Raw genomic sequence first — 14,046 nt, forward strand, 5'->3', positions numbered from 1 at the left:
AAGCAGGCCGTACCGAAACGGCTTTTTATCAGCAGAGAAAACCTGCAGAAGGGAGTTGCCGTAGTAGATGTCTCAATTACCTCTTGAATTAGGACTGTCGTTTAACGGCGGAGATATCCTATTCCAATTGTTAGCTATGTTAGTTTTATTAGCGCTTCTCAAGAAATTCGCTCTTGGACCGCTATTAAATATAATGAAACAGCGTGAAGATCATATCGCCGGCGAAATTACGTCCGCTGAAGAAAGAAATAAAGAAGCGCAGAAGCTGATTGAAGAGCAGCGCGTTCTTTTAAAAGAAGCGAAACAGGAATCACAATCACTCATTGAAAATGCGAAAAAACTGGGTGAAAAGCAGAAGGAAGACATTATTCAGGCTGCACGCGCCGAGTCTGAAAGATTGAAAGAAGCGGCGAGAACCGAAATTGTCAAAGAAAAAGAACAAGCGGTTTCCGCACTTCGCGAGCAAGTCGCATCACTTTCTGTCTTAATCGCATCGAAAGTGATTGAAAAAGAGCTTGATGAACAAGCCCAGGAACAACTGATTCAGGACTATCTTAAAGAGGTAGGAGAAAGCCGATGAGTGGATCTGCTGTCTCTAAACGATACGCGTCAGCGCTTTTCGACATTGCCGTTGAGACTTCTCAAATCAATGAAATCGAAGAAGAGCTTACCGTACTAAAAGAAGTGTTCCGGAACGAAGCCGGATTACAGGAAGTGTTAAGCCATCCGAAGGTATCGGCCGCTAAGAAAAAAGAGCTGATTCAGCAATCGTTCGGCGCACTGTCTGAGTCTGTGCTGCATACGATTTTTCTTCTGATTGACCGCCGCCGGTCTTCGATTGTGCCTGATCTCACAGACGAGTTTATCAAACTTGCCAATCAGGCCCGTCAGACAGAGGACGCGGTTGTTTATTCAGTAAAACCGCTGTCAGAAGCGGAAATGTTATCATTGTCTCAAGTGTTTGCAAAGAAAGCCGGAATCGCTTCGCTCAGAATCAGAAATGAAGTGCAGACGGATTTAATAGGCGGCATTAAAGTCCGCATTGGAAACCGGATTTATGACGGAAGCGTGAGCGGAAAGCTTGAGCGCATGGAACGTCAACTTGCCGGAGGAAATCGATAGAAGGGGTGAAACCTAAGTGAGCATCAAAGCTGAAGAGATTAGCACGCTGATAAAGCAGCAAATTCAAAATTACCAATCTGAAATTGAAGTTCATGACGTAGGTACAGTCATCCAAGTCGGAGACGGTATTGCGCGTGTGCACGGCCTTGACAATTGTATGGCCGGTGAACTTGTTGAGTTTTCAAACGGCGTTTTGGGTATGGCTCAAAACCTTGAAGAATCCAACGTAGGTATCGTTATCTTAGGACCTTACAGAGATATCCGTGAAGGTGATGAGGTCAAAAGAACGGGCCGCATCATGGAAGTTCCTGTAGGTGAAGAATTAATCGGACGTATCGTCAACCCGCTCGGACAGCCGGTAGACGGACTGGGTCCGATTCTGACAAGCAAAACACGTCCGATCGAAAGCCCGGCTCCAGGCGTAATGGACCGTAAATCAGTACATGAGCCGCTGCAAACGGGTATCAAAGCGATCGACGCGTTAATTCCGATCGGCCGCGGACAGCGTGAGCTGATTATCGGGGACCGTCAGACAGGTAAAACATCTGTTGCGATTGATACAATCTTAAACCAAAAAGATCAAGACATGATCTGTGTGTACGTAGCGATCGGTCAAAAAGAATCTACAGTGCGCGGCGTAGTGGAAACACTTCGTAAGCATGGCGCGCTTGATTACACGATTGTCGTGACGGCGTCCGCTTCACAGCCGGCTCCGCTTCTGTACCTTGCACCGTATGCAGGGGTGACAATGGGTGAAGAATTCATGTACAACGGCAAGCACGTTCTCGTCGTATATGATGATTTATCCAAACAAGCGGCCGCTTACCGTGAGCTGTCATTGCTTCTTCGCCGTCCGCCGGGCCGTGAAGCATTCCCTGGGGATGTATTCTATCTTCACTCCCGTCTGCTTGAGCGCGCAGCCAAGCTGAGTGACGCTAAAGGCGCAGGATCAATTACGGCGCTGCCGTTCGTCGAAACACAAGCAGGAGATATCTCCGCTTATATCCCGACAAACGTCATTTCCATTACTGACGGACAGATTTTCCTTCAATCCGACCTATTCTTCTCAGGCGTGCGTCCTGCGATCAATGCCGGATTATCCGTATCCCGTGTCGGCGGATCAGCCCAAATCAAAGCGATGAAAAAGGTAGCGGGAACATTGCGTCTTGACCTGGCTTCATACCGTGAACTTGAAGCGTTCGCCCAATTCGGATCTGATCTTGACCAGGCGACTCAGGCGAAACTGAACCGCGGTGCGCGTACAGTTGAAGTGCTGAAGCAAGACTTGAATAAACCGCTTCCGGTTGAAAAACAGGTAGCCATTCTTTATGCGCTGACAAAAGGATATCTTGATGATATTCCGGTTGCGGATATCAGACGTTTTGAAGAAGAGTACTACATGTACCTTGATCAAAACCATAAAGATCTGCTTGACGGCATTGCGCAAACAGGAAACCTTCCTGCTGATGAAGACTTCAAAGCTGCAATCGAAGGCTTCAAACGCACATTTGCACCAAGCAACTAACCCTTAGAAGATGAGAGAAAAAGGTTCTCTTTTTCTCTCTTTTTACGCAAATGAAGAATAAAGGTGGTGAAATCTTTGGCCTCATTACGCGATATTAAGTCAAGGATCACGTCAACGAAAAAAACAAGCCAGATTACAAAAGCCATGCAGATGGTATCCGCTGCGAAGCTGAACCGTGCGGAAACCAACGCGAAGTCATTTGCTCCGTATATGGATAAGATCCAGGAGGTTGTGTTTAACGTCGGAAAAGGCGCGAAAAACGCGAAACACCCGATGCTTGTCTCAAGAGAAGTGAAAAAGACGGCGTATCTCGTCATTACGTCTGACCGCGGGCTTGCGGGTGCGTTTAACAGTTCGGTTTTGCGAAACGCTTACCGCACCATTCAAGAACGCCATCAGTCTAAAGATGAATATACGGTGATTGCAATCGGCAGAGTCGGCCGCGATTTCTTCAAAAAACGGGAAATGCCGATTTTGTCTGAGTTAGTGGGGCTTGGCGACGAGGTCACTTTTGCTCAGATTAAAGATTTGACCCGTCAGACGGTTCAAATGTTTATCGACGGCGCTTTTGATGAACTGCATTTGGTGTATAACCATTTCGTCAGTGCGATTTCACAGGAAGTGACGGAGAAAAAAGTGCTGCCTTTAACGGATTTCGGAACGAGCGGCGGGAAGCGCACGGCTTCTTACGAGTTCGAACCGGATGAAGAAGAGGTGCTCGAAGTGCTGCTTCCTCAATATGCGGAAAGCTTAATTTACGGCGCGCTTCTTGACAGTAAAGCAAGTGAACACGCTGCGAGAATGACAGCAATGAAAAATGCGACTGATAATGCGAAAGAACTCATTGATTCACTTTCGCTTTCATATAACCGCGCGCGTCAAGCGGCGATTACACAAGAAATTACCGAAATTGTCGGCGGTGCAGCCGCTTTAGAATAGAAAGATTTTGTCAGGAGGGATAGCGATGAAGAAAGGACGCGTAAGTCAGGTGCTTGGACCGGTTGTCGACGTACGTTTCGAGGACGGCCACTTGCCTGCGATTTATAATGCGATTAAAGTTTCACAGCCAGCTACAGGCGAAAATGAAGTAGGCATCGACCTAACGCTAGAGGTTGCTCTTCATTTAGGCGATGATACAGTCCGTACAATTGCCATGGCATCTACGGACGGAATTCAGCGCGGAATGGAAGCTGTTGATACAGGTGCGCCGATTTCCGTTCCTGTCGGTGATGTGACTCTCGGACGCGTATTTAACGTACTGGGAGATAAAATTGATTTAAATGAACCGCTGCCTGCGGATGCTCAAAAGGACCCGATCCACAGATCAGCTCCTTCATTCGATGAGCTTTCAACTGAGGTTGAAATTCTTGAAACGGGAATTAAGGTTGTTGACCTGCTCGCTCCTTACATCAAGGGCGGTAAAATCGGATTGTTCGGCGGCGCCGGCGTAGGTAAAACCGTATTGATCCAAGAATTAATCAACAACATCGCGCAAGAGCACGGCGGTATTTCCGTATTCGCCGGTGTAGGAGAGCGTACTCGTGAAGGGAACGACCTTTTCTACGAAATGAGCGATTCAGGCGTTATCAAGAAAACAGCCATGGTCTTCGGACAAATGAACGAGCCGCCGGGCGCACGTATGCGTGTAGCACTGACGGGTCTTACAATGGCTGAGCATTTCCGTGATAAACAAGGACAGGACGTACTGTTCTTTATCGATAACATTTTCCGTTTCACACAAGCGGGTTCAGAGGTTTCCGCGCTTCTCGGCCGTATGCCTTCTGCGGTTGGTTATCAGCCGACGCTTGCGACAGAAATGGGTCAGCTTCAAGAGCGTATTACGTCTACAAACGTTGGTTCAGTTACATCTATCCAGGCGATCTACGTGCCTGCCGATGACTACACTGACCCGGCTCCGGCGACAACGTTCGCTCACTTGGATGCAACGACTAACCTTGAGCGTAAATTAACTGAAATGGGTATCTACCCTGCGGTTGATCCGCTGGCTTCCACTTCCCGCGCGCTTGCTCCGGAAATTGTCGGAGAAGAGCATTATGCGGTGGCGCGTGAAGTCCAGTCAACGCTTCAGCGTTACAAAGAACTTCAGGATATTATCGCGATTCTCGGTATGGACGAATTAGGCGAAGAAGACAAGCTTGTCGTTCACCGCGCCCGCCGTATCCAGTTCTTCCTTTCTCAAAACTTCCACGTAGCTGAGCAGTTTACAGGACAAAAGGGTTCTTACGTGCCTGTTAAAGAAACGGTACGAGGCTTTAAAGAAATCCTTTCCGGTAAATATGACCATCTTCCGGAAGATGCATTCCGTCTTGTGGGACGCATTGAAGAAGTCATTGAGAATGCAAAAGAGATGGGTGTAGAAGTTTAATCTGGTCCTAGGAGGGTAAAAGCATGAAGACCGTTAAAGTCAATATCGTTACTCCCGACGGCCCAGTATATGATGCTGATATTGAAATGGTAAGTGTAAGAGCCGAGAGCGGTGATCTCGGTATCTTGCCTGGCCATATTCCGACCGTGGCTCCGCTTAAAATCGGCGCTGTCCGCCTTAAAAAAGACGGGCAGACCGAATTGGCGGCTGTCAGCGGCGGATTTTTAGAAGTCCGTCCTGATCAGGTCACTATCCTTGCACAAGCCGCTGAAACAGCGGAAAGCATTGATAAAGAGCGCGCCCTTTCTGCGAAAAAGCGGGCGGAAGACCGTTTGAACAAACGATCAGATGATACTGACATTCGTCGGGCTGAGCTTGCGCTACAGCGGGCTGTAAACAGATTGGATGTTGCAGGAAACTAAAAAAGAATCCTTCTCGGCTGTCTGAGAAGGATTCTTTTTCTATATTAACGCATAAGAGATTCATAGACGCCGATAAGCGGATGATCCTCTTCTTTTTGCAGATATAAATGTTCGCAGCAGTTGTCGGTGTGCCACGTTTTGTTTCCTCTCCGCACACCCGTCGTATAGGCGCCGTCCGTATACGGATAAGGTTTGACGACCCATTCGGCATCGTCATGGTGTCGGATGGCGCAATCGATGACATACACGCTGAGCATTTTCTCAAATTCGTCAATCGGCAGGTTCCAATCCGCCAAAAGCAGCTCTTGTATGCTGCGGAAGTAAAGAGCTTCCACTTCCAGCAGGCTGCCGCGTGAATAATCAAGAGAAATGTTGAAAAACTGACATAATTCTTTCAGTTCCTCTGTTTGAGACTGTCTATAATCATAGTAGAATGCTATCGCTTCCCACTCGTGGTCAAATACGGGAAGTGTTTCTCCATACTGCTTTTCCGGATGAAAAAAGGAATGATTCATATTCCCATCTCCTTTCCAAAAAAGTATATCATGCCGGAGAACGGACATTTAAGCGGGGATTGCCCCTAATTTTGGATAAAAATTCTGATGTAAAAATGATCATCTTTCTCTCTTCTTCTTATATAATAAGAGAGGATATGAGGGGCGGAAAAAATGAAAGGAGATGGGATTTGTGAATGTATTGGGGCAGCAGGCCGCAATCAGCATCCTGGTTCACCTGGTATGCATTGCGGTGACATGGTGGGCGCTTCAGGCCGTCAACTTTGATCCGCTGATCCGAAAAGGAAAAATAGTGCAGGCGAGGCTGCTGATCATTCTTCTTACCATTGCGATCGGTACGGCAGTCGCTGACTTCTTTTTAGATTATCTTACCTATTCGAAACAGCTTCCATACTTATTTTAAGATGTTTCGTCTGTTGAAATGAAGGGAATCGCTGGGTGAGCAACCAATTTTTCTTCACCCGCTTGGCGAGTTTTGACGAAGTTTTCCATGTATCGCTTTCCCCGGCTCCGGCAAAAATGGGAGTAAGGGGGAGAGATCGATATGAAGAAAAAAAGAGAAGGCCGCATCATCTTATTTTTTGTTTTTTTAAGCGCCTTAATAGCGGTATTTCATTCCATTCATGCAAGTGAGCTGTCTCCGCTTGCCCAGATTGCCGAAGGAATGGAGCGGCAGCAGGTCACTGTAGATGAATGGACGCTTCATGCGAAAGAAAATCTGAACCTGTCACTGAGTGAATTTGATGACAAGGTAAAAGAACTGAAGACGCAGTATCCGCAATATCACTGGAAAACCGCGCGGGAAGATAAAATCGTAAAGGCCGTCGGCACGTATTCTGACAAAAAAAATCACACAACTTTTAAACTGCAGCTCGTCACTACCCTCAAAAACCAGAACCCAACTTCGTATTTATTATATGAGCAAATGAGCCCGGAGCAACCGGAAAACTGGAATGATACATATGAACAGTTTGAACGGCAGGCACATGACATATTTCAAAATAAAGTATTTATTTTTACTTGTCTAAAGGGTCATTTAAATGATAATATGAGTATTGTTTTGCAAAAAAAAGCAGAACAGCTCATGAAAGAATTTGAAGCAAGTCCAGTTGAACATGTAGTTGAGCCTCATTTCGTTTCTGTTTCTGCATTTACATATAAGTGGACAGATTACATCATGACATCGAAACATAAGATGAATGTGCAAGTTGCGCTTAGAAGTGCGGGAATGGGCGAAAAACATACCGTTACGGTTGGCACACCAATCGTGACGACTGAATATTAATATAGAGAATATAGGGACGCGGAGGGGAATACCTTGGAAAAAATCATCGTCCGCGGCGGTCAGAAGTTAAACGGCACAGTGAAAGTTGAAGGAGCAAAAAATGCCGTTTTACCAGTTATCGCTGCATCTTTATTAGCAAGTGAAGAAAAAAGCGTAATATGTGATGTACCTACGCTCTCCGATGTATATACAATCAACGAAGTGTTGCGTCATTTAGGAGCAGATGTGCATTTTGAGAATAATGAAGTTACCGTAAACGCTTCTTACGCTTTAGAAACAGAAGCACCTTTTGAATATGTGCGTAAAATGCGCGCGTCAGTGCTTGTTATGGGCCCTCTGTTAGCCCGTACGGGTCATTCAAGAGTAGCGCTTCCGGGCGGCTGCGCAATCGGCTCAAGACCGATTGATCAGCATTTAAAAGGCTTTGAAGCAATGGGTGCAAAAATCAAAGTAGGCAACGGCTTTATTGAAGCAGAAGTGGAAGGCCGTCTGCAGGGCGCAAAAATCTATTTAGATTTCCCAAGTGTGGGTGCGACAGAAAACTTGATTATGGCAGCTGCTTTAGCTGAAGGAACAACAACGCTTGAAAACGTGGCAAAAGAGCCTGAAATCGTTGACTTAGCGAACTATATCAATGCGATGGGCGGAAAAATCCGCGGAGCCGGCACAGGCACCATTAAAATTGAAGGTGTCGAGAAGCTTCACGGCGTAAGACACAACATCATTCCTGACCGTATTGAAGCGGGTACTTTCATGGTGGCTGCGGCTATCACGGAAGGAAATGTATTAGTCAAAGGTGCGGTTCCTGAGCATCTTACGTCTTTAATTGCGAAGATGGAAGAAATGGGAGTCAAAATTACGGATGAAGGAGAAGGCCTTCGTGTCATCGGTCCTGCCCAGCTGAAGCCGATCGACATTAAAACGATGCCTCACCCAGGATTCCCGACTGATATGCAGTCGCAAATGATGGCGCTGCTTCTCCGTGCGAGCGGAACAAGCATGATTACTGAAACTGTGTTTGAAAACCGTTTTATGCATGCTGAAGAATTCCGCCGGATGAATGGCGACATTAAAATTGAAGGACGTTCTGTGATCATTAACGGTCCTGTACAGCTGCAAGGCGCAGAAGTTGCCGCTACGGACCTGCGTGCGGGCGCGGCGCTGATTCTTGCGGGATTAGTGGCTGAAGGTCATACACGCGTCACGGAACTGAAGCACTTGGATCGCGGTTATGTGAATTTCCATCAAAAACTTGCGGCTCTCGGAGCTGACATCGAGCGTGTCGTTGATGAAACGGCCGCTGAACAAGAAAGCAAAGAAGTCGTAACTGACCTAAACGCATAATGGCTGTAAAAACAGTATGTCAATCTGGCATACTGTTTTTTTATGGTTTATCATCATTATTATGCTCTGATTTCCAAAAAAGAATACGTTTTTCGCGTGAAAAATGGAATAAAGATTCTGTCCAAAAGGAAGTCATATTAGCTTGTCCCTGCCCATAAGATGAAGTAGAGTCGAATCCCAAGCAGGAGGCAGCTGATATATGAAACCGATTGTATTTCTACTATCCGGGCTGTGTATACTTATTCTTCTAGTCCCCACCATTCTCGTCCTTCCGTTTCAGGCAGAAAAAGGAGCAGCCGTAAACAGAGAGCCCGGACACAAAACAGCACACACCACACGAGAAACAAAAGGAGCAGAAACATTGAAAGAATCACCTGTATCCATTCCGGTTTATCGGACATCCAATCATTCTGTAGAAAACATTCCGCTTGAAGAGTACGTGGTCGGTGTTGTGGCTTCCGAAATGCCCGCAGATTTTAAACCGGAGGCCTTAAAAGCCCAGGCGCTCGCCGCCCGGACATTCATCGTCAGACTGATGGTCGCTGACTCAGCCGTTCAGGCGCCGAAAGGATCACTGGTGGATGATACGCAAATGTTCCAAGTCTATCAAAGCAAAAGCCAGCTGAAAAAAGAATGGGGTTCTAAGTACGCACACAACCTCAAGAAAATCACAAACGCGGTCGCCGGCACGCAAGGAAAGATTTTAACGTACGACAACAAGCCGATTGAGGCATCTTTCTTCTCTACGAGCAACGGGTATACGGAAAATGCGGAAGCCTATTGGACAAGCGCCATTCCTTATTTAAAGAGCGTGAAAAGTCCGTGGGATAAACAATCGCCGAAATATCTCGCCACCCAGACCTTCAGTGTGCCGGAGTTTCAGCAAAAGCTCGGCGTACAGCTCTCGGGACAAAACACAGTGGGACAGATTACAGCCAGAACGCCGGGCCATCAAGTGGCGACGGCCGTCATAAACGGCAAAAAGCTGAAGGGAAGAGACATCCGGGAAAAACTCGGACTCCGTTCTGCCGACTTTGAATGGAAACGAAACGGCGGCAGCATCACCATTACGACAAAAGGATTCGGCCACGGCGTCGGCATGAGCCAGTACGGGGCCAATTACATGGCGCAGCAGGGGAAATCCGTGGCGGACATCGTCAAGCATTATTATCAGGGAGTGGACATTTCCGAAGCAGATTCATTTTTAAACAAATATATGGCGAAAAAATAGACGCTTTCATGAGCGTCTGTTTTTTTTGAAAACTATTCCATAAACGGTAAAGCAACCAACAGACTCATATAACGAAAGCCTAAAGGCTGACAAATGCCGATTGAAGGCTGAGCGCCGGGTGTAAATCACTGATAAAAATGCCGCTTCTATGTGAATATACGCAAAAATAATGAGGAACGCCGTCCTATTTATTTCCCTTTTCATCTCATTTACGATAAATATTGTTCGGCGTTGAACGTAAATCTATTGAAAAGGGGAAAAAGCAATGAAAAAAACATTTTCACTCATACTCATGCTCGGATTGATGCTGACTGCTGCATCTCCTGCTTTTGCTGCCGAGAATGCAAACGAGAAGACTCTTTCATTTAAAAACAATACCGCCATTTTACTTGATGCGAGCGGCAGTATGGCAAAACGGATTGACGGTGTTTCTAAATACAACATGGCAAAAGAAGAAATTGTCCGTTTTGCGGATCAAATTAAATCTAAATCACAGGTCAGAATGACGGTTTTCGGTTCGGAAGGCAATAATAAAAACTCCGGAAAGGTTCAATCTTGTGAATCCATTCGCGGTGTGTACGGATTCCAAAGGTTTGACAGACAGAGCTTCCTTAACTCTCTTAACGGAATCGGGCCTACGGGCTGGACACCGATTGCAAAAGCATTAGAGGATGCGAAGGCTTCCTTTACCGGTTTGCACAAACTTGGCAGTAAATCCGTTTTCCTGTTGACGGACGGCGAGGAGACATGCGGAGGAGATCCTGTTAAGACAGCGAAAGAACTCCGCAAACAGCATATTAAAGTCAACGTGATCGGCTTTGACTTTAAGGAAGGCTTCAACGGCCAGCTTCACGAGATTGCCAAAGCGGGCGGAGGAAAATATTACGAAGCTCACAGCCAAAAGGATATGAACCGCATCTTTACAATGGCAGCGAGTTCATTAGCGGAATAAGAAAAGGTGCCGTTTATCGGCCCTTTTTTTTATTTTTATTTAACAAAAATTTCAAGAAAAGATGAAGAGAAAACTGTAAAAAGAATCAGATTCCGGACTTATATTACAAAAAGGGCGAAAAAGGCATTAAATCTGTCATCATTTATCCAATCTTTTTAGGATGATGCGCATAATTCTGCTCATTTTTAACGGCGTACCGCCGCTTATACAAAAGGAATCCCGCCCTATATCTTTTTGCATACTCGTCATCTAGCATAGAGAAGAGCCGGGGGCCCATCGGCCAAAAACAAACGGAGAGGAATGAAGGAAATGAAAAAAATGTTCACTGCGGGGATTGTCGGACTTTTGACGCTTTCACTCGGATCACCTGTTTTTGCAGCTGAGAAAAAGCACGAAGAAACAAACGTTGCCGTGCTGTTTGATGCAAGCGGAAGCATGATACAAAAAACAGGGGGAGAGCGTAAAATAGATGTTGCGAAAGAGTCTGTCACTTCTTTTGCGGAAGTTCTTCCTGAAGACACGAATCTGATGCTTCGGGTATTCGGGCATAAGGGCAATAATAAAAACTCAGGCAAAGCCGTATCATGTAACGCGACAGAAACGTTATACGGCCTTCAGCCGTACGCCGTGACTCCATTTGAGCAATCACTCAGCAAGATTAAACCGACCGGCTGGACACCGATTGCGAAAGCGCTTTCTGATACGCGTGAAGAATTTGAGCGGGCCGGCGCCACGGGGAAAAACGTCGTATATCTGATCACAGACGGTGAAGAAACATGCGGCGGGAATCCTCAGGCCGAAATTCAAAAGCTCCGTAAAGCGAATGTCAACACGATCGTCAATATCATCGGCTTCAACTTCGGCATGAAAGGAAGCGAAAGCCTTGAAAAAGCGGCGGAAGCGGGAGGCGGCACATATGTCTCAGCTGACAGCGCGGACGAGTTCAAACAGGCTTGGGAAGACGCTGCAAAGGATTTAGCAAAAGAATAGGTTAAAAAAGGACGCCCGCGCGGCGTCTTTTTTGTTTAGAAAACGGAACCGCGGGAATGATACGGATAAAAGGAGATGAACGCTGTTGTTAAAAGGAGCAGGCATTATATTAGTGCTGGCGGCAGTCGTTTTTGTTCTGATGGGAATTTTTCTGAAGCTTGCCGCCTTCATATTCGTCAGTATATTGGCCATTATCGCCGCAGTTATTTTATTCACCATTCTGAGCAGACATCATCGCAATGAAACATAGAGTCCTAAGAGGGCTCTTTTTTTAAACCGCAAATTCGACAAAATACAGGGATTGTGGAAGAATAAAAGAGAAGGATACTGCGGAGGGGAAAACAGTGGATGAAAAAACAACAGCGGTAAGAGACATATACCGCTATGAAAAAGGGGTATTAACAAAGACGGCAGATCGGATGGTTTCAGAGTATCCGCTGACCGTCATGGTGAACGGGCAGGAATTTGTTACGCTCGTCTGCACGCCTGACCATTTAGAGGAACTCGTCATCGGATTTCTCGCATCAGAAGGCGTCATTCGTTTTGAAAAAGAGATCAAAAGCTTTACTATAGATGAAAGTCTCGGATTTGCATATGTGGAACTGACGAATCCCGGAGTGCTTGAGCAAAAAGACTATACGAAGAGGGTCATCGGTTCATGCTGCGGGAAAGGCCGCCATTTTTACTTTCAGCAGGATGTGAAAACGGCCAAAACCGCCGTCAGCCGTATCACCATAACTCCTGAGACGTGCCTTCGCCTGATGAAGGAGATGCAAAGCGGGAGCGGCACCTTCCGGGAAACGGGCGGTGTCCATAATGCGGCGCTGTGCGATACGGATAAGCTGCTCTTCATGAGGACGGACATCGGGCGCCACAACGCGCTGGATAAGCTGTACGGCTGCTGTTTGAAAAACGGAATGCCGGTCCGTGACAAGCTGATCGTCTTCAGCGGCCGGATTTCCTCAGAGGTTTTATTAAAAGCCGCAAAAATCGGGGTGTCGATTGTCATTTCAAAATCGGCCCCGACGGAGCTCGCGCTGCAAATGGCGGAAGAGCTGAACATAACCGCGATAGGTTTTGTCAGAAACGGATCATTTAACGTATACACACATCCTGAACGGGTTGAACAATAGAAAGGGGTCTTGGGCTTATGAATACAGAAACGCGCCGGGTGACAGACAAAAGGGAAAGGCCGCTCAGGGATCTTCGTATCTCTGTAACCGACCGCTGCAACTTCAGATGCACGTACTGTATGCCAGCCGAATTATTCGGACCGGATTATCCATTTTTACAAAAGACGGAATTGCTCTCCTTCGAGGAGCTTGAGCGGCTTGCGAAGCTGTTTGTCGGCCGCTTCGGCGTTGAAAAAATCAGGCTGACGGGCGGAGAGCCGCTCATGAGAAAAGATATGCCTGAATTGATCAAAAAACTTGCGCGCATCCCCGGACTTAAAGATATCGCGATGACGACAAACGGCTCTCTGCTTCCCGTGTATGCGGAAAAACTGAAGCAGGCGGGGCTGCATCGCGTGACAGTCAGCCTCGATTCTTTAGAGGATGAGCGGTTTAAGGCCATTAACGGCCGCGGGGTTTCGGTGAACAAGGTGCTTGAGGGCATTGAGGCGGCAAAATCGGCCGGACTCGGTGTGAAAATCAACATGGTTGTTCAAAAGGGCGTCAATGAAAAAGATATCCTGCCGATGGCCCGCTATTTTAAAGAAAAGGGTCATATTCTCCGGTTTATTGAATTTATGGATGTCGGCAATACGAATCAATGGAATAAAAAAGACGTGATCACGAAGGCCGAGATTATTGATCTGATCAACCAGCACATGCCGACGGAGCCGATAGAAGCGAATTATAAAGGAGAGGTCGCTTCCAGGTTCCGCTATCTTGACGGTTCCGGCGAAATCGGCGTAATTTCCTCCGTCTCGGATGCATTCTGCGCCTCCTGCAACAGAGCGCGCCTGTCGGCGAGAGGCGAGCTGTTTACGTGCCTGTTTGCGTCAAGCGGTTATGATGTTCGGAAACTCGTGCGCGGCGGTCTGACCGATGACGAATTGACGGAATCCATCGCTTCTGTCTGGAGAAATCGCACGGATCAGTATTCAATTGACCGCGCGCTTTCTAAAACGGATGGGAAAAAGAAAGTGGAAATGTCTTATATAGGCGGATGAAGAAAAGCTTGCCCGGACCAGGGCAGGCTTTTTTATTCACATTATGAGAGCGGTCTGTTCAAAAAATACCGGTGACAGCCGAAATATATGATAGGAAT

The 14,046-nt window shown here is 46.8% G+C and carries 16 protein-coding genes; 15 read left to right on the top strand and 1 reads right to left on the bottom strand.

Translation table 11 applies throughout. The features are described 5' to 3' along the window. Positions 1–67: 67 nt before the first annotated feature. The 6 genes from atpF (at position 68) to CXL14_RS05560 (ending at position 5,455) form a co-directional block, all read left to right on the top strand. Positions 68–580, top strand: a complete 513-nt coding sequence (gene atpF, locus CXL14_RS05535; protein WP_003151168.1) for a F0F1 ATP synthase subunit B — start codon at positions 68–70, stop codon at positions 578–580. Continuing rightward, entirely contained in the window at positions 577–1,122 is a 546-nt protein-coding gene (locus tag CXL14_RS05540) for a F0F1 ATP synthase subunit delta (RefSeq protein ID WP_003151169.1), read from the top strand. The genes atpF and CXL14_RS05540 overlap by 4 nt, the downstream gene beginning before the upstream one ends. A gap of 16 nt (positions 1,123–1,138) precedes the next feature. Further along, complete coding sequence (atpA, locus tag CXL14_RS05545) at positions 1,139–2,647, top strand: F0F1 ATP synthase subunit alpha (protein ID WP_053285343.1); 1,509 nt, start codon at positions 1,139–1,141, stop codon at positions 2,645–2,647. Between the two features lie 75 nt (positions 2,648–2,722). Next, complete coding sequence (gene atpG, locus CXL14_RS05550) at positions 2,723–3,586, top strand: ATP synthase F1 subunit gamma (protein WP_003151172.1); 864 nt, start codon at positions 2,723–2,725, stop codon at positions 3,584–3,586. 25 nt (positions 3,587–3,611) lie between these two features. Next, positions 3,612–5,033: a F0F1 ATP synthase subunit beta gene (gene atpD, locus CXL14_RS05555; RefSeq protein ID WP_003151173.1), complete on the top strand. Its 1,422-nt coding sequence runs from the start codon at positions 3,612–3,614 to the stop codon at positions 5,031–5,033. A 23-nt stretch (positions 5,034–5,056) separates the two neighbouring features. Further along, positions 5,057–5,455, top strand: coding sequence for a F0F1 ATP synthase subunit epsilon (locus CXL14_RS05560; protein WP_053285344.1), 399 nt, complete (start codon positions 5,057–5,059; stop codon positions 5,453–5,455). A gap of 44 nt (positions 5,456–5,499) precedes the next feature. Here the strand turns inward: CXL14_RS05560 and CXL14_RS05565 are convergent, their stop codons facing one another. Then, positions 5,500–5,970 (bottom strand): hypothetical protein, encoded by a 471-nt coding sequence (locus CXL14_RS05565; protein ID WP_007407595.1) that lies wholly within the window; start codon positions 5,968–5,970, stop codon positions 5,500–5,502. A gap of 172 nt (positions 5,971–6,142) precedes the next feature. Between CXL14_RS05565 and CXL14_RS05570 the strand changes: the two genes are divergently transcribed. The 9 genes from CXL14_RS05570 to moaA all read left to right on the top strand — a co-directional run bounded on the left by CXL14_RS05570 (position 6,143) and on the right by moaA (position 13,948). Continuing rightward, positions 6,143–6,373 (top strand): DUF1146 family protein, encoded by a 231-nt coding sequence (locus CXL14_RS05570; RefSeq protein ID WP_007614366.1) that lies wholly within the window; start codon positions 6,143–6,145, stop codon positions 6,371–6,373. A 141-nt stretch (positions 6,374–6,514) separates the two neighbouring features. Next, a complete protein-coding gene (locus CXL14_RS05575) occupies positions 6,515–7,255 on the top strand; it encodes a YwmB family TATA-box binding protein (RefSeq protein WP_053285345.1) in 741 nt (246 codons plus the stop codon). 33 nt (positions 7,256–7,288) lie between these two features. Beyond that, the gene (murA, locus tag CXL14_RS05580; protein WP_007614362.1) at positions 7,289–8,599 is read left to right on the top strand and encodes a UDP-N-acetylglucosamine 1-carboxyvinyltransferase; all 1,311 of its coding nucleotides are present in this window, start codon (positions 7,289–7,291) and stop codon (positions 8,597–8,599) included. Positions 8,600–8,798: 199 nt separating this feature from the next. After that, the gene (gene spoIID / locus CXL14_RS05585; RefSeq protein ID WP_014419096.1) at positions 8,799–9,830 is read left to right on the top strand and encodes a stage II sporulation protein D; all 1,032 of its coding nucleotides are present in this window, start codon (positions 8,799–8,801) and stop codon (positions 9,828–9,830) included. Between the two features lie 265 nt (positions 9,831–10,095). Further along, positions 10,096–10,782 carry a VWA domain-containing protein gene (locus tag CXL14_RS05590; RefSeq protein ID WP_007407590.1) on the top strand — a complete coding sequence of 229 codons (687 nt, stop codon included), beginning with the start codon at positions 10,096–10,098 and terminating at the stop codon, positions 10,780–10,782. 309 nt (positions 10,783–11,091) lie between these two features. Beyond that, positions 11,092–11,772, top strand: a complete 681-nt coding sequence (locus CXL14_RS05595) for a VWA domain-containing protein (RefSeq protein WP_012118657.1) — start codon at positions 11,092–11,094, stop codon at positions 11,770–11,772. A gap of 85 nt (positions 11,773–11,857) precedes the next feature. Beyond that, positions 11,858–12,022 carry a hypothetical protein gene (locus CXL14_RS20145; protein ID WP_007407587.1) on the top strand — a complete coding sequence of 55 codons (165 nt, stop codon included), beginning with the start codon at positions 11,858–11,860 and terminating at the stop codon, positions 12,020–12,022. A 94-nt stretch (positions 12,023–12,116) separates the two neighbouring features. Continuing rightward, positions 12,117–12,905, top strand: a complete 789-nt coding sequence (gene fdhD / locus CXL14_RS05600; protein WP_014419095.1) for a formate dehydrogenase accessory sulfurtransferase FdhD — start codon at positions 12,117–12,119, stop codon at positions 12,903–12,905. A gap of 17 nt (positions 12,906–12,922) precedes the next feature. Continuing rightward, positions 12,923–13,948: a GTP 3',8-cyclase MoaA gene (moaA, locus tag CXL14_RS05605; protein ID WP_014419094.1), complete on the top strand. Its 1,026-nt coding sequence runs from the start codon at positions 12,923–12,925 to the stop codon at positions 13,946–13,948. The last annotated feature ends 98 nt before the right edge of the window (positions 13,949–14,046 follow it).

The organism is Bacillus sp. SJ-10 (genome assembly GCF_002843505.1).
GTDB classification, from domain to species: domain Bacteria; phylum Bacillota; class Bacilli; order Bacillales; family Bacillaceae; genus Bacillus; species Bacillus velezensis.

What these genes read in the sequence shown, in the direction of transcription:
- atpF (WP_003151168.1), top strand. Translation starts at nt 68, where the DNA reads ATGTCTCAATTACCTCTTGAATTAGGACTGTCGTTTAACGGCGGAGAT.
- CXL14_RS05540 (WP_003151169.1), top strand. Translation starts at nt 577, where the DNA reads ATGAGTGGATCTGCTGTCTCTAAACGATACGCGTCAGCGCTTTTCGAC.
- atpD (WP_003151173.1), top strand. Translation starts at nt 3,612, where the DNA reads ATGAAGAAAGGACGCGTAAGTCAGGTGCTTGGACCGGTTGTCGACGTA.
- CXL14_RS05560 (WP_053285344.1), top strand. Translation starts at nt 5,057, where the DNA reads ATGAAGACCGTTAAAGTCAATATCGTTACTCCCGACGGCCCAGTATAT.
- CXL14_RS05565 (WP_007407595.1), bottom strand. Translation starts at nt 5,970, where the DNA reads ATGAATCATTCCTTTTTTCATCCGGAAAAGCAGTATGGAGAAACACTT.
- CXL14_RS05575 (WP_053285345.1), top strand. Translation starts at nt 6,515, where the DNA reads ATGAAGAAAAAAAGAGAAGGCCGCATCATCTTATTTTTTGTTTTTTTA.
- spoIID (WP_014419096.1), top strand. Translation starts at nt 8,799, where the DNA reads ATGAAACCGATTGTATTTCTACTATCCGGGCTGTGTATACTTATTCTT.
- CXL14_RS05590 (WP_007407590.1), top strand. Translation starts at nt 10,096, where the DNA reads ATGAAAAAAACATTTTCACTCATACTCATGCTCGGATTGATGCTGACT.
- CXL14_RS05595 (WP_012118657.1), top strand. Translation starts at nt 11,092, where the DNA reads ATGAAAAAAATGTTCACTGCGGGGATTGTCGGACTTTTGACGCTTTCA.
- moaA (WP_014419094.1), top strand. Translation starts at nt 12,923, where the DNA reads ATGAATACAGAAACGCGCCGGGTGACAGACAAAAGGGAAAGGCCGCTC.